The organism is Maribacter sp. 6B07 (assembly GCF_002700155.1).
Taxonomy (GTDB): domain Bacteria; phylum Bacteroidota; class Bacteroidia; order Flavobacteriales; family Flavobacteriaceae; genus Maribacter; species Maribacter dokdonensis.
On sequence record NZ_PDUT01000004.1, the window covers coordinates 876550 to 892473 of the forward strand.

The 15924-nt window shown below is 37.7% G+C and carries 12 protein-coding genes; 8 read left to right on the forward strand and 4 right to left on the reverse strand.

Annotated elements, in window-relative coordinates:
- Positions 1-21: 21 nt before the first annotated feature.
- Entirely contained in the window at positions 22-1581 is a 1560-nt protein-coding gene (locus CSC80_RS18035; protein ID WP_099193312.1) for an arylsulfatase, read from the reverse strand.
- A 7-nt stretch (positions 1582-1588) separates the two neighbouring features.
- A complete protein-coding gene (locus CSC80_RS18040) occupies positions 1589-3073 on the reverse strand; it encodes a sulfatase-like hydrolase/transferase (protein WP_099193313.1) in 1485 nt (494 codons plus the stop codon).
- A 191-nt stretch (positions 3074-3264) separates the two neighbouring features.
- Between CSC80_RS18040 and CSC80_RS18045 the strand changes: the two genes are divergently transcribed.
- From CSC80_RS18045 to CSC80_RS18080, 8 genes are all read left to right on the forward strand, one after another.
- The gene (locus CSC80_RS18045) at positions 3265-4821 is read left to right on the forward strand and encodes an alpha-L-fucosidase (RefSeq protein WP_099193411.1); all 1557 of its coding nucleotides are present in this window, start codon (positions 3265-3267) and stop codon (positions 4819-4821) included.
- Between the two features lie 95 nt (positions 4822-4916).
- Positions 4917-5924: a zinc-binding alcohol dehydrogenase family protein gene (locus CSC80_RS18050; protein ID WP_058105431.1), complete on the forward strand. Its 1008-nt coding sequence runs from the start codon at positions 4917-4919 to the stop codon at positions 5922-5924.
- 63 nt (positions 5925-5987) lie between these two features.
- On the forward strand, positions 5988-7640 hold the full coding sequence (locus tag CSC80_RS18055; protein ID WP_099193314.1) for an altronate dehydratase family protein: 1653 nt from the start codon (positions 5988-5990) through the stop codon (positions 7638-7640).
- Between the two features lie 8 nt (positions 7641-7648).
- Positions 7649-9100, forward strand: a complete 1452-nt coding sequence (locus tag CSC80_RS18060; RefSeq protein WP_099193315.1) for a tagaturonate reductase — start codon at positions 7649-7651, stop codon at positions 9098-9100.
- Between the two features lie 22 nt (positions 9101-9122).
- Entirely contained in the window at positions 9123-9950 is an 828-nt protein-coding gene (locus CSC80_RS18065; protein ID WP_099193316.1) for an amidohydrolase family protein, read from the forward strand.
- Positions 9951-9952: 2 nt separating this feature from the next.
- Positions 9953-10747: an SDR family oxidoreductase gene (locus CSC80_RS18070; protein WP_074674451.1), complete on the forward strand. Its 795-nt coding sequence runs from the start codon at positions 9953-9955 to the stop codon at positions 10745-10747.
- Positions 10748-10770: 23 nt separating this feature from the next.
- Positions 10771-12093 carry an L-fucose:H+ symporter permease gene (fucP, locus tag CSC80_RS18075; RefSeq protein WP_099193317.1) on the forward strand — a complete coding sequence of 441 codons (1323 nt, stop codon included), beginning with the start codon at positions 10771-10773 and terminating at the stop codon, positions 12091-12093.
- A gap of 12 nt (positions 12094-12105) precedes the next feature.
- Positions 12106-12456: an L-rhamnose mutarotase gene (locus CSC80_RS18080; RefSeq protein WP_074674453.1), complete on the forward strand. Its 351-nt coding sequence runs from the start codon at positions 12106-12108 to the stop codon at positions 12454-12456.
- A gap of 119 nt (positions 12457-12575) precedes the next feature.
- Here CSC80_RS18080 and CSC80_RS18085 read toward each other — a convergent pair whose 3' ends face one another.
- Positions 12576-14255, reverse strand: a complete 1680-nt coding sequence (locus CSC80_RS18085; RefSeq protein WP_099193318.1) for a sulfatase — start codon at positions 14253-14255, stop codon at positions 12576-12578.
- Between the two features lie 108 nt (positions 14256-14363).
- Positions 14364-15923, reverse strand: coding sequence for a RagB/SusD family nutrient uptake outer membrane protein (locus tag CSC80_RS18090; protein ID WP_074674455.1), 1560 nt, complete (start codon positions 15921-15923; stop codon positions 14364-14366).
- Between the last annotated feature and the right edge of the window lies 1 nt (position 15924).

Sequence of the window (15924 nt, forward strand, 5' to 3'; positions counted from 1 at the left end):
AAATTAAACTAACAACTATTTTTAATGTAATTCCAACTCTGGCACTGTTGCATTACTTATTCCTCTAATGTTTTCATATTCTGTTTTGAGTTCCTCTAGTTTTTCTGGATTTTCTTCAGCTATATTATGCTGTTGACCAAGATCATTTTTAAGATCATACAATTGGTAAGATTCATCATTACCCAATTCTATATTCACTTGGGTATTTACGGCTGCGCCCGAATATGGCGGAATAAATGCCCAATCGCCTTTTCTAAGAGCGGTTCTACCACCGGCCTCAATAATCAGCTGATCTCTGCCTTTTTCTGATTTCCCCAGAAATGTGCTGAGTAAATTTTGGCTATCGGGTAACTTAGACTCGGCTCCTGCTAGTTCGGCAAGAGATGCATATAAATCTATTTGGCAAACAAGTGCATCAGATGTTTTGGGTGTTATCTTTCCTTTCCAATAGACCGAAAATGGCACTCTTGTACCTGCTTCAAAAAGGCTATATTTTCCTCCTCTCAATCCACCTGCCGGAGTATGTTCTCCCAACTTTTCAACGGCATTGTCATAATAACCGTCATTTAGCACAGGACCATTATCACTCGTAAACACAATTAACGTGTTCTCCAAGATTCCTTGTGTTTCCAGTTCTTTTAAAAATTCGCCGATTACCCAATCTGCCTCAATGATTACATCGCCCCTTGGTCCCATACCCGATGCACCTACAAATCTAGGATGTGGCGTTCTTGGCACATGTGGTTGTTGTAAGGCATAATACAAGAAAAACGGAGCGTCTTTATGACTAGCTACGTATGCCTTAGCTTTTTCCAAAAAATGGTCTGCCATATCAATATCGTTCCACTTGGCGGCTTCTCCACCTTTCATATAGCCAATTCTAGGTACACCGTTTACTATACTTTGGTTGTGGCCATGGTGCCATTTCATAGTAGTCAACTCCGGATTATCCTTACCAGTTGGTTCACCTTCAAAGTTTTCCTCATAACTAACTTCTATAGGGTCGTTAGGGTCTAAATTATCAACCTTGCCGTTATCTATATAAACTGTTGGCACCCTGTCTTGCGTGGCAGCTAATATGTACGAATAATCAAAACCTAATTGATTGGGACCGGGAGTAATTTCTTGGTTCCAGTCTACATTACCGTTACCCAGTCCTAAATGCCATTTACCTACGATACCTGTTTGATATCCCTTCTTCTTTAGCATTTTAGGAATTGTGGGTTGATCGGTATCTATTATCAATGGAGCCGTCCCTGGCAATATCGCCGCATTTACTCGCCATGGATATTCACCTGTAAGCAATGCGTACCTACTAGGCGTACAAGTTGCAGAACTGGCATAACCGGAAGTAAACTTTACCCCCTCATTGACCAACCTGTCCATATTCGGTGTTTTTAATTCGGTTGCGCCATAAGCCCCAACATCGCCATAGCCCAAATCATCCAAATAAATGATGACAATGTTCGGTTGTTCGTTTTTTGATGGTTGTTCTTCCTTTTTTTCTTTCTGCTCACCACAGCTTGTTGCAATAAAGATGGCGATTATACACCCTATTTGTTTTAAAAAACCACTTTTCATACTACTTTTATTTGATAGTTTCCTTGTATTCGTTTGACATTTTGTGAAACCCAATTTCTTCACCAGCCAACATTCTTTGGTATTCTTTTGGTCTCTCTTTCTTAACCCATTCTAAAACGTCTACAGATTCCGCATGCACAGGATCATAAGTCTCACCGATCGGTTTAAAGGCCTCATTGTAATCTAAGGTTTGCTGTCTCATTTTTTGTACTACGGCAGCATATTCAACATCCAAAACCAAATTATTCAGTTCAAATGGATCTTTTTCTAAATCATACAGCTCTTCTGCCGGTTTTAATCCGAAGAAAAGTAATTCATTTTTATTCAATTTACCCTGTTCTTTTAAGCTTCGCATTACGTGTACGGCAGGTCTATAAAATTCTAAATATGCTTGATGGGCATCCCAAGGAATCTCTGGTTTAAAATTTCTGATGTACTTGAACTTGTTGGTGGTTATGGCTTTGCTTTTTTCCGGAATTTCATCCCACAAATCGCGAGATGCAAATACCTCGGTTCGGTCAAAATCTTCATCTAAAAATGATTTTCCGGTCATAAAATCAGGAATTTCAACCTGTGCCAAATCTAAAATGGTTGCTGTTATATCTGTTGAACTTACTATTCGGTCATCTATCTGGCCCTTGTCTATTCCTTTTGGCCATTTCACCAATAACGGAATTCTTAAGCCAGAATCGTGTAAATATCCCTTTCCTCTAATATTGCACCTACCATTATCACCTATGAAAATTACTACTGTATTCTCGGCAAGTCCTTTTTCTTCTAGTTCTTTAAAAAGTATTCCAATTTCAGCATCCATATATTCCATCTGATCTAAATACTTGGCCCAATCTAACCTAATTACGGGATTATCCGCCAAATATGGTGGCAGCTCCACATCATTGGGGTTTACAGGATGTTTGGATTTTGCACGGATTTCATCCCACCAATCGCCCCTGTGTGTTACGTTCAATGTTATCTGCGAGAAGAACGGAGCATCTTTAGGAAGAAACTCATCGTACTTATCATAAATACCAAAATTTGATTCACCGTCCCAAGTACCTATAGCTGTATGTTTAAAATTCACATCGATCTTTCTTCCTTTTCCACGCACATCTTTATGTCCCAAAATAGTGGTGTAACCCGCATCCCTTAATAATTGCGTAAAGGGAACAAATGGTTTTGGCAATACTACCTCTCTATTACTACGGTGATTGTGGGTATTGCTTTTTTGTTGATGTGTACCCAAAATCATGGCTGATCTACTTGGTGAACAAATAGGGTTGGTCACAAAACAATTATTAAAGCGAATGCCATCTGCCGCCATTTGATCTAAGTTGGGTGTCTTAACCGCTTTGGTACCATAACACGCCAAATCTAAACTAATATCTTCTGCCATTATCCAAATAATGTTTGGCAATTTTTTACTGTTTTTCTGACTCATTAAAAACTGTACAGTGCACAAAAGCAAGCAAAAGAATCTAATTTTCAACCGCATTGTAAATTAATTTTTATTTAAAGTTTATTATCATTAATTGAACATATTCCAAAGAAATACATATAAAACTTAATAAAAAACAAGGATAACCATTTGTTGTAATCATTAAATCATCTGTTATGAATACCATAAAACAAAAAACGGAATTTAGCAGCTCTTACTTAGATACACATCTAATAAACGATTACTACATGAACAAGAATAAGTACTTTGTATACCCTTTACTATTGTTAGCATTAGTTGTAGGCTGTAAATCACAAACCGAAAAAAAGGAAAAAGAAACCGTTGAGTCAACGAAAATTTATGAGCCTAATTGGGAATCTATAAAAGAAAACTACAAAGACCCGGAATGGTTCAATGATCAAAAATTCGGCATTTTTATTCACTGGGGTGCCTATGCCGTGCCAGCGTATAGTTCTGAATGGTACCCTAGAAGAATGTATATGGATTCTGCCACCTTTTCGGCACAATTAAAACATCAACAACTGGGACCAAATGAGGTGTACCTATATCATAAAGAGAAGTATGGTGACCAAAAGGATTTTGGATACAAAGATTTTATACCTCTATTTAAAGGCGAAAAATTCGATGCTGCTCAATGGATAGATATTTTTAAAAAATCTGGCGCTAAATATGTCATACCCGTTGCAGACCACCATGATGGTTTTGCCATGTATAAGTCCAATACCACGAGATGGAATTCAGTAGACATGGGACCTAAAAAGGATATTCTGGGCGAATTATTTAAAGAAGGTCGCAAAGAAGGTCTTATTATGGGCGCTTCTTCGCACTATGCGTTTAATTGGTCTTTCTATAATAAAAAGGACCATTTTGACACTACAGATCCTGAATTTGCGGATTTATATTCTGCAAAAGGTAAAGATCTGACCGAACCTGTTTCTGAAGAGTTCAAGAAATTATGGTGGAATAGAACGGTTGATTTAATTGACAATTACCAACCAGATATTCTATGGTTCGATTTCTATTTAGATATACCAGATTTTAAGGAATACAGACCAAAACTAGCGGCATATTACTATAATAAAGGAATAGAATGGGGCAAGGAAGTAGTCATAAACGATAAAAATTTTGATCATGAGGCTTTTCCTGAAGGAACTGTTATCTACGATCTAGAAAGAGGAAAATTGCCAGGTATTAGAAAATTGCCTTGGCAGACCGATACTTCCATAGGTAAAAACTCATGGGGCTATGTTACCAATTGGGAATCTAAAAACACCAATGAACTAGTGGATGATTTAGTCGATATCGTTTCTAAAAATGGAAATCTACTTTTAAACATAGGTCCTAAAGCAGATGGTAGTATTCCTGAGGACCAACAAAAAATACTTTTTGAAATTGGCGATTGGTTAAAAGTAAATGGTGATGCCATTTACAACACCGAATATTGGACCGTTTTTGGTGAAGGACCTACCGAGGTTAAAAAAGGGCATCATTCTGAAGGTGAAAACAAAGGGTTTACGGCTCAAGATATTAGATTCACTAAAAAAGACAATAAGCTTTATGCCATTCTATTGGCCTGGCCAGAAAACAATTCCGTAACCATTGAAACCTTGGCTTTAGGAAACACCAACGCAGAGGGTCTAGATATTAAATCTATTACGTTATTGGGATCAGATAATGAAATTGCATATAAGCAAACCAATAACGGTCTTGAAATAGCAAACCTTGGAGAAAAGAAAGGTGATCACGCCTTTTGCCTAGAAATTACCCTTGCAGATAAAATTTAGTCTTAAAATAATTGTTTGTGTTAGTTTTAATTAAATGATGCACCCCTAACGGGGTGCGTTTTTAAACGACCACTTGCATTTGAACATTTACGATAATGAAATATATAACTTGCGAAGAACCCGGCACGTTTACCCTAAAAGATAAAGAAGCACCTGTAGCTAAACCTAATGAAGCTACTCTAAAAATTAAAAGAGTTGGTATATGTGGTACAGATCTGCATGCCTATGCGGGCAATCAAGCTTTTTTTAACTATCCACGTATTTTAGGTCATGAACTTGCTGCTGAAATTATTGCTATAGAACCTAATTCAAAAGGGCTCAAACAAGGTGATAAGGTAGTAGTCATGCCTTATATAAGTTGTAATGCTTGTGTGGCTTGCAAGGCTGGAAAAACAAACTGTTGTACCAACATTAAGGTTTTAGGCGTTCATACTGACGGTGGTATGCAAGAAATTATCAACGTACCTATTGCACTACTGCTTCCTGCCAATAATCTAAGTTTAGAGCAAATGGCAATAGTGGAGCCATTGGCCATTGGCGCGCATGCTTTACGTAGGGCACAGATCGTAAAAGGAGAAACCGTTGCGGTTATAGGTTGTGGTCCAATAGGCATAGGAATTATGAAATTGGCACAATTGCAAGGCGCCAAAGTAATTGCTATTGATGTTAATCAACAAAGATTAAACTATGCCAAAGAAAAAATTGGAGTAGACTATATTGTAAAAGCAGATGATGATGCAATAGCAAAGGTCAATGAAATTACCAATAATGATTTGGCTACAGCAGTTTTTGATGCCTCAGGAAATAAATATGCCTTAGAAACCGGTCCTAATTATATGGCACATGGTGGGCGATATATATTAGTAGGATTATCTAAGGGAGAGTTAACTTTTAATCACCCTGCAATACATGCAAAGGAGTCTACCATTATGTGTAGCAGAAACGCAACCTTGGCAGATTTTGAATATATAATCCATGTTATTGATCAATTCCCCATCACTTCTTTTGTTACACATACCGTACCTTACACAGAAATGATTGCCAATTTTGATGCTTGGTTAAAACCTGAGACCGGTGTCATCAAAGCAATGGTCACTTTCTAAACCTGATATGAAATAGAATGCAACTAATTTGGTATTATTTCACAAACGCTTGTAAACGAATTTATGGATAACAGATTTTTACACATTCATCCAAAAGATAATATACTTGTTGCCTTACAAGATATACCAGAAGGCACGGATATTCATCATGATAATATGACCATTCCTATTCCTAAAAAAGTAAAGGCAAAACACAAGTTTGCCCTATCGCCTATTAAAAAAGATGCCTTAGTATATATGTACGGTTCTATTGTAGGCAAAGCGGTTGTGCCTATTAAAAAAGGAGAGACTATTACCACCGAAAATTTAGTACATGCAGCGGCCAACTATCAAGTAGAGGACCAACAATGGAACTTCACCCCACCAAATATTGATGCTTTTAAAGACCGGACATTTATGGGCTACCATAGAAAAAATGGTAGTGTTGGCACATCTAACTATTGGCTGGTAATCCCTTTGGTCTTTTGCGAGAATAGAAATGTAGAAGTATTAAAAACTGCTCTCTTAAAACCATTGGGTTACAAATCGTCCAGTGATGACATTATTTCTACGGAGACACTAATACAGCATTATAGAAATCGCTCTAGTAAGGAAGATTTTTTACAAAGCAATATTATAAAACCTGAAATTCCGAATACGGACGAGCAGGTTTTCCCCAATGTAGACGGTATTAAATTTTTAACACATGATGGTGGTTGCGGTGGTATTAGACAAGATAGCGATACGCTTTGTAATTTATTGGCAGGCTATATTACCAACCCCAATGTAGCAGGTGCTACCGTATTAAGTCTTGGTTGCCAAAACGCTCAGATTCCTATACTAGAAGATGCCATTAATAAAAGGGATGCTCAATTTTCTAAACCACTTGTTATACTAGAACAACAACAAAGTAAAAGTGAACAACATTTTATTGAAGATGCAGTTAAACAAACCTTTTTAGGCTTAATAGAGGCCAATAAAATCAAACGTGCTCCGGCACCACTGAACAAACTGACCCTAGGGCTGGAGTGTGGTGGATCTGACGGGTTTTCAGGTATCTCCGCCAACCCCGCACTAGGCCATGTTTCAGATATGTTGGTGGCACTTGGCGCATCTACGGTTCTTGCTGAATTTCCTGAGCTCAATGGTGTTGAACAGGAACTTCTGAATAGATGTGAGTCTAAAGAAAACGCAAAAAAATTTGCGGGACTAATGCAAACCTATGCCAAACGTGCCGAGGAAGTGGGTTCAGGTTTTGAAAACAACCCTTCACCCGGTAATATAAAAGACGGACTCATTACAGACGCAATGAAGTCCGCCGGAGCGGCAAAAAAGGGCGGTACTTCCACAATTACCGATGTGCTTGATTATACCGAACCGGTCACGAAAAAAGGCTTGAATTTACTCTGTACTCCTGGTAACGATGTAGAAAGTACTACCGGACTTGCAGGTTCTGGCTGTACTATTATTTGCTTTACTACAGGGTTAGGAACCCCTACCGGCAACCCTATTGCCCCAACCATTAAAATAGCAAGTAACACGCAACTCAGCGAGCGTATGGCTGATATCATTGACTTTAACACTGGTGGCATTATAGAAGCTACGGCCACTATTGAAAGTAAAGGAGAAGAGCTTCTAGAATACATCATTGCCGTGGCAAGCGGAGAAAAAATACCTAACGCAGTACGTTTGGGACAAGACGATTTTATTCCTTGGAAAAGAGGAATATCACTATAACAATACATATGGAAATTTTAAACAGTAAAGCCATAACCGATCGTAAATCATTACCCATAAAAGTAATGCAATTTGGAGGTGGTAATTTTCTAAGAGCATTTGTAGATATTAGTATTCAAAAAATAAACAACGCTACGACCTTCAATGCCGGTGTTGCCGTAATTAAACCCACTGCACGTGGTGACTATCAAGTCCTAAAATCACAAGATGGTTTGTTCTCCGTGCAATTAGAAGGATATGAGAACAATATTTTTGTACAAGATTTAACCGTTGTTGATTGCATTCAAAAAGTTATCAATCCTTATTCTGAATGGCAAAAGTATATTGACCTTTCAAAGACTCCTGAACTGCGGTTTATTATATCGAACACTACGGAAGCGGGTATCGTTTTTAATTCCGATGATGCCTTTGACCATACACCACCCAAAGAGTTTCCGGCAAAACTTACCGTTTGGCTATTTCATAGGTTTACACACTTTAATGGCGCTTTGGATAAAGGATGCAATCTTTTACCTGTTGAACTTATTGATAAAAATGGGGAAGCATTAAAACAATGTATTTTACAATACGCAAATCACTGGTCCCTTGAAGAATCGTTTAAAAATTGGATATCAGAAGCATGTATATTTTACAATACCTTGGTAGACCGTATTGTATCTGGTTATCCTAAAGATAAAATTGAAGAGATAGAAGCCAAGCTTGGCTTTAAAGACCAACTTGCCGTTGCCGGTGAACTGTACCAAAGTTGGTTATTGGAAGGACCTGATGACATTTTAAATGAATTTCCTTTCAATAAAACCGATTTAAATATTGAATTGGTTTCAGACTTGGAATCCTATAGAAATTTAAAAGTGCGCATTTTAAACGGTGCCCATACATCAATGGTACCAGTGGCATACCTCTTAGGTGAACGCTTGGTTAAAGACGCTATGAAGAATACCCAAGTCGCTAATTTTATTCATCAAGTATTGATGAGCGAAGTGTTGGAGACTTTAGATTTTCCAAAAGATTACAAAAAGCAATTTGCAAATGACGTGGTTAACAGATTTAAAAACCCGGCACTTGAACATCAACTGATCAGTATTGCATTGAACAGCACCTCAAAATTTGTAACTCGTTTATTACCTAGCTTAAAAGATTATTTGAAAATAAAAGGAAGTCTTCCCACAAATATCACATTTGCATTGAGTGCTCTAATTCGATTTTATGAAGGAAGTTTCAACAATGACAAAATCAATTTAAATGATACTTCTTTGGTACTTGAATATTTCTCTAACACCTGGGAACAATTTAGAGAAAACGACATTGACTTAAATACATTGACTACCAGATTATTGGGCAATTCTGATATATGGCAAGAGGACCTGAACCAAATAACCGGTTTAACGAACATGGTTTATAACAACCTCAGCAATATTGAAAAATACGGATTTGAAGAAGCTCTTACAATGATAAACTAAGGTAACTATTGATCAATTGACTATGACCATAGACGCACATCAACATTTTTGGCAGTATGAGCCCGTAAAGCATTCATGGATCGATGATGATATGAGGGTAATTAGAAGAGATTTCATGCCTAATGACCTCATTGGTGAATTAAAAGCCAATGCCATTGACGGCTGTGTTGCGGTACAAGCTGATCAAACATTAACGGAAACTGAATTTTTAATTGATCTAGCCGCAGAAAACAATTTCATAAAAGGTGTTGTGGGCTGGGTAGATTTACGTGCTTCTACCATTAAAAGCGATTTAGAAAAGTTAAGCAACCATACTATATTAAAGGGATTTAGACATGTGGTACAGGGTGAACCTGATCATAATTTTCTATTAAGAAAGCCATTTTTGAACGGTATAAAAGAACTTGAACCGTTTGGATATACTTATGACATTCTAATTTTTCCGCATCAGCTTGGGGCAACTTTAGAGTTTGTAAAGCAATTTCCAAATCAAAAATTTGTGATTGATCATATAGCTAAACCCTACATAAAAGATGGTTTTTATGACGGTTGGGCTACCATGATGAGAGAAATAGCATTACTGGAAAATGTTTACTGTAAACTATCGGGTATGATTACAGAGGCCGACTACAAAAAATGGAAGCCTGATGATCTCTCAAAATATCTAGACCTTGTCCTGACCTCTTTTGGTTCAAAAAGATGCCTTTTTGGTTCTGACTGGCCTGTTTGCTTGGTAGCGGGAAATTATAGCCAGGTTAAAAACTTAGTCACAGATTTCATTTCTGGTCTAAGCGATAACGAACAACATAACATTATGGGAAACAATGCAGTTGAATTTTACAATTTATAAGTATGGATTTAAGACTAAAAGATAAAGTAGTAGTAATAACGGGTGCAGCCGGTCTACGAGGAAGCATTGGGCAAACCATTGTAGAAGAATTAGCTAAGGAAGGTGCTATTCCTGTTATTGTTTGTAGAAATGATCGCGGATTTGAGTATGAAAAAGAGCTACGTGATAAAGGTATAGACAGCATATTTGTAAAGACAGATTTAACCGATGTTGTACAAATAGAACAAGCGGCGAAAACCATTGGTGACAAATATGGAAAAATAGATGCCTTAATCAATAATGTTGGTGTTAACGACACGGTTGGACTGGAAGATAGCATAGAGAAATTTATGCGCTCTTTACAGCTTAATCTGGTCAGTTTTTTTGCCATGACCAAGTTTTGTTTACCCTATTTAAAAAAGGCGAAAGGCAATATTTTAAACGTAGGTTCCAAAGTTGCACTTACGGGACAGGGCGGTACTTCTGGCTATGCGGCATCCAAAGGTGGTGTTCTTGGCTTAACCCGTGAATGGGCGGTAGATTTAATTCCGTTCGGCATTCGTAGTAATGCTTTGATCATTGCTGAAAGTTGGACACCAGCCTATGAAAACTGGATCAACAGTTTAGATAATGGCGATGAAAAATTACAATCTATTGTAAAGAACATTCCGTTTGAAAACAGAATGACCTCTCCCTTAGAAATTTCCGATGCCGTATTATTCGCTATATCCGAAAGATCATCACACACCACGGGCCAATTTATAACCGTTGATGGTGGCTATGTGCATCTAGACCGATCTTTATTATCCGAAAAATAATTCTACAAAACCGACCAATCCTTATGAACACATCTGAAAAAATACCTGTTGTTGCCAAATCAGTATTGGTGCCATTTATATTGATTACTTCTCTGTTTGCTTTGTGGGGCTTGGCAAATGATATGACCAACCCCATGGTACGCGGTTTTCAAAAAGTACTGGAATTATCCAACAAGCAAGCATCTTTGGTACAGTTAGCATTTTATGGTGGATATTTTACCATGGCTATTCCCGCTGCTTTATTCGTAAATAAATACTCTTATAAAAAAGGGGTTTTATTAGGGTTGGCATTATATGCCATAGGCGCATTGCTATTTTATCCGGCAGCTGCCTATGAAAGCTACCCTTTCTTTTTATCGGCATTGTATGTACTAACTTTTGGGTTAGCGTTTTTAGAAACTACATCTAACCCGTACATTCTTTCTATGGGTGCAGAAGAAACGGCCACAAGACGTTTAAATTTTGCCCAAATGTTTAACCCAATGGGTTCTATTTTAGGACTATTGGTGGCTCAAAACTTTGTATTGGGCGCATTACAATCCGATGACACAACAGCAGATGGTGTTCCTATTTTTGACACATTGAACGAAAGTGCCAAAGCCGTCATTAGAACATCTGACCTGGAAATTATTAGAAATCCATATGTACTCTTAGGACTTGTAGTTTTGATATTTTTTGTATTGATCAGCGTGGTTAAGATGCCACAAAACAAACATCAAGAGGCAAAGGTGGTTTTTAAAGACTCCGTAAAACGATTATGGAAACAACCAAAGTTTGCTTTTGGTGTGGTCACACAAGCTTTTTATGTAGGTGCCCAGATTATGTGTTGGACCTACGTGTACCAATACGCCGAAACACTTGCCATTGACGCAAAATCTGCCGTTTGGTACGGTTTAGCCGGCTACATTGTTTTTCTGATAGGTAGAACCATAGGTACTGCTCTTATGGCCAAAATAGACTCTGGAAAATTATTAATGCTTTTTGGATTAGGTGGAATGCTAACCCTGCTGGGTGCAATATTTTTACCCGGTATGTTAGGTATATATTCATTAGTGGCAACCTCATTGTTCATGTCCATTATGTTCCCCACCATTTACGGTATTGCTTTAGAAGGCCAAGGTGAAGATGCCAAATTTGGAGCTGCATTTTTGGTCATGGCTATTGTTGGGGGAGCACTACTCCCCTTTTTACAGGGTTATATGCTAGATTTAGGTGGTGTTGGATATGAGGACATTACTATTTTTGGAGTTACAGAAATGAGATTTTCATTTGTACTATCACTTATTTGTCTTGGTGTAGTTGCCTTTTACGGAAGAACTGTTTATAAAAAATATCATACCAACTAATTAATCCATTTTATGAGTTTCAATAAACGTCTTTGTTTTGCTTGCGATTTAAAAGATAACCCAGAATTAATTGTGGAGTACAAAAAGTACCATGCAGAAGGCAATGCATGGCCAGAAATTACAAAGAGCATTAAAGATGCCGGTATCATAGATATGCAAATCTACCTTACAGGTAATAGAATGTTCATGATTATGGAAGTCGATGCTTCTTTTGATCCCGATAAGAAGTCTAAAATGGATGCGGAAAACCCAAAGGTTCAAGAATGGGAAGAACTGATGTGGGGATTTCAACAAGAACTTCCATGGGCAAAGAAAGGTGAAAAGTGGATAGCCTTAGAACAAATATTTCAATTAGAAAAGTAATACACGCTATCTAAAACCATATTAAAACCTATCAATCAACTAATTGGTAGTCTGTCATAGCTTTAACAAAAAAGCCAACTTTAACAAGTTGGCCTTTTCTATTTGTAGAACTATGGTTATCAATCATTCCAATGGGTATCAATTACCTTTTGTATATGTGGGTAATTTTTATCGGTTTCATTTAATTCTTCCCTAACCTTTATCAACTCTTCTTTTAATTCAGCAATAACCTCTGTATAGTTTGGGTCATTATAAGCATTGTTCATTTCCTTTGGGTCGTTCTTTAAATCATAGAACTCCCACGCTACCGGTGTTTTATTGCTAAAATCATTACCCCAGCTAGCTTTATTATATTCAGCGTTGGGGTCGTCCGTATCTACCCAATACCTTCCGTAAAAAAATATCAACTTATAATCTTTAGTCCTAAGCCCAAAATGTGCCGGATTCTGGTGTCTGTGTGCCAAATGCATCCAATAACGATAATAAGTAGATTGCGGCCAATCTGCCGGTTCTTCCCCTGTTTCCAATATTGATTTAAAACTTCTCCCTTGCATGTAATCTGGCGCAGACCCACCTGCCATTTCAATAAGAGTAGGAGCAAAATCAGTATTATTTACCATAGCATTTGAGCGCGAACCAGCTTTAATTTTTTCAGGATAACGAACAAAGAATGGCATACGCATAGATTCATCGTACATCCATCTTTTGTCTATATAATCATGTTCGCCCAACATAAAACCTTGATCACCGGTGTACACAATAATTGTATTCTCTAACAGATTATTTTCCTCCAAATAATTAATCAGTCTTTTGACATTATCATCTACACCTTTTACACAACGCAAATAACGCTTTAAATAATCTTGATAGACCTTTGAGGTGATTTCTTTTTCCTCTGGTGTCAACTGCCATTTTTTATGCTCATCTATCCCAATAGTATTTTGATCTCTATATTGTTTATAAATAGAGCTATCTGTATATATATTCATGGCCTGATTACGAATTAAATTACGTCTAGAGACCGATGAACCAATAATGCGCGTTAGGGAATCGTTCGATCCCCTAGTAGCTACCGAACCGTTGTTCTTATTATCATATAAACTCTCTGGTTCCGGAATAAAGGTATCTGCCAGATAATCATTGTAACGTGGGGCATTTTCAAAATCGTCATGTGGTGCTTTGTAATGGTGCATTAAAAAGAAAGGTTTAGTTTTATCTCTTCCTTTATCTAACCATTCAATAGTATTGTCCGTAATAACGTCTGTAGAATGCCCTTCTGTCTGTACTACATTGTTTGGCCATTCTTGCTCTCCACGAACTCTAAAATCAGGGTTAAAATATTTGCCTTGTACCGGAAGCACCTTGTAATAGTCAAATTCCGCAGGTTCATCATGCAAATGCCACTTACCTATAATTGCCGTTTGGTAACCTAATTTTTTCATCTCTTTTGGCAGGTATTGCTTCGCTGGTGGCAAGGCTCCTTCCAAATCTAGCACACCGTTGGTCTGTGCTCTTTGTCCTGATATAATGGCCGCCCTACTTGGTACGCAAATAGAATTGTTTACAAACACATTTTCCATCAACATGCCCTCATTTGCCAATTTATCCAATGTTGGCGTTGGGTTCAATGATGCCAACCTGCTACCATAAACGCCCAAACCCTGAGTAGTATGATCATCTGCCATAATGAAGATAATATTTGGCTGTTTTTTTTCTTCTATAGCATCTGTCGATTTTTCGTTACAAGCCAAAGATGAAAGCACCAATGCAAACATTAAAATTTTAAAGACTTTTTTCATTCTGATATGTATTGAGCTTTTATTTTTTAATGATAAATATATAATATACGGGAAGTTTAAGGTTAATAATAGAAATGGCGACCCTTGGCCGCCATTTCTAAACTCTCTTTAATACCCCGGATTTTGTTTAAAATTTGGGTTACCGTCAATCTCATTTTGTGGGATTGCAATATACTCTCTACCTGCTTTATAGGCACTAGTACCAGCACTTTCCGATTTTAACTCAGGATTATTTACGATTCGTTCAACAACTCTGTCCCAGCGTAAAAGGTCAAAATATCGAGTACGTTCAAGAGACAATTCTTTTACCCTTTCATCTTCAATATCTTGCATGGTAATACTTGCATGCGGGGGCATATCAGCCCTTTCCCTAACTTGGTTTATGGCATCTAACGCGGCTTGAGAAGAACCGTTGAGCATAAACTCTGCCTCTGCGAACATGAGTAGAATATCTGCATATCTTAGAATTCTAACATTGTTTCCCGATCCGTACCAGCCTAGCTGTTGAGATTCTGTAAAACCGTTATATTCCCAATCCAAATATTTATTGGCAAAAATATCGGTACCATCATCAGATAAGGCTTCGGCGTAGGTTTTATTACCATAAGTTCTTGATTTTAAATACCTACCTCTATATTCTGTTGAATCATTTGAGTTAAAAAACAAGGTCGCGAAAGCCCTAGGATCCATTTCTCCATTGACCGTAGTTTCATCATTGTACAAGTCTAAAACCCATTCGTTGATTCGCATTCCATCTTGATTGGTAAAACCTTTAGGAGCCAAATCGGGTTGGAAAGCAGCTCCTTTCCCAACTCCCGGAGCATCAGCGCCCCACCCGGAATTTCCATCAGAAATCAACTGAATTTCGAATAAGGATTCCACATTATTCTCATAAGCCTCAGTAAAATTATGCGTATAATCCTCTGCCAATTGGTAGCGTCCATCCATAACCTTTTCAAATTCTGCCTTTGCCTCGGCGTATTTCTCTTGATACAAGAAAACTTTTCCCAACATTCCTGTTGCCGCACCACTGGTTACCCTTCCAACATCGTCAGCTGACCAAGAATCTGGCAATAACGCTTGCGCATTCTTCAAATCAGATTCAATTAAGGCCCAAACTTCTGCAGGATCTGCCTGCTCTATAAGATTCGGTTGCTCAATTTCAGAAATTGGCGTTGTAATCAATGGAACATTTAACCAGTTATTGACCAAATTGAAATAGTTGAATGCCCTGATAAAATAGGCTTCACCTAAAATATTGTCTTTGTAATCGGCATCCATTTCTATGTTCGGAACATTGAACAACACCTCATTTGCCCTAGTAACGCATTGGTACATAGCACTCCACACCCAAAATGTGGCATTACTTTCTGATGTACCACTGAAATAACCTACAGCGGTACGTTCTGAAGTATTGAACCCGTTTACGACATCATCTCTATAATCTGATGTGAAAATCTCAAATCTAGTATAGTACCAAATATTGGTAAATGGACTATATGCACCGATGATTCCCTTTTCTGCATCCTCCTCGGTATTCCAAAATGAATTTGGGGTAATTACATTCGGGTTGGTCTGATCAAGAATGTCATCACTACAGCTAATCGTGTAGAACAACATCCCGATAAAGACGATCAATACCCTTTTTGATATTTTTATTGTGTACATA

Excerpts from the sequence above, each read along its gene's own strand:
- CSC80_RS18035 (WP_099193312.1), bottom strand. The coding sequence starts at position 1,581 with ATGAAAAGTGGTTTTTTAAAACAAATAGGGTGTATAATCGCCATCTTT.
- CSC80_RS18040 (WP_099193313.1), bottom strand. The coding sequence starts at position 3,073 with ATGCGGTTGAAAATTAGATTCTTTTGCTTGCTTTTGTGCACTGTACAG.
- CSC80_RS18045 (WP_099193411.1), top strand. The coding sequence starts at position 3,265 with ATGAACAAGAATAAGTACTTTGTATACCCTTTACTATTGTTAGCATTA.
- CSC80_RS18050 (WP_058105431.1), top strand. The coding sequence starts at position 4,917 with ATGAAATATATAACTTGCGAAGAACCCGGCACGTTTACCCTAAAAGAT.
- CSC80_RS18055 (WP_099193314.1), top strand. The coding sequence starts at position 5,988 with ATGGATAACAGATTTTTACACATTCATCCAAAAGATAATATACTTGTT.
- CSC80_RS18060 (WP_099193315.1), top strand. The coding sequence starts at position 7,649 with ATGGAAATTTTAAACAGTAAAGCCATAACCGATCGTAAATCATTACCC.
- CSC80_RS18065 (WP_099193316.1), top strand. The coding sequence starts at position 9,123 with ATGACCATAGACGCACATCAACATTTTTGGCAGTATGAGCCCGTAAAG.
- CSC80_RS18070 (WP_074674451.1), top strand. The coding sequence starts at position 9,953 with ATGGATTTAAGACTAAAAGATAAAGTAGTAGTAATAACGGGTGCAGCC.
- fucP (WP_099193317.1), top strand. The coding sequence starts at position 10,771 with ATGAACACATCTGAAAAAATACCTGTTGTTGCCAAATCAGTATTGGTG.
- CSC80_RS18080 (WP_074674453.1), top strand. The coding sequence starts at position 12,106 with ATGAGTTTCAATAAACGTCTTTGTTTTGCTTGCGATTTAAAAGATAAC.
- CSC80_RS18085 (WP_099193318.1), bottom strand. The coding sequence starts at position 14,255 with ATGAAAAAAGTCTTTAAAATTTTAATGTTTGCATTGGTGCTTTCATCT.
- CSC80_RS18090 (WP_074674455.1), bottom strand. The coding sequence starts at position 15,923 with ATGTACACAATAAAAATATCAAAAAGGGTATTGATCGTCTTTATCGGG.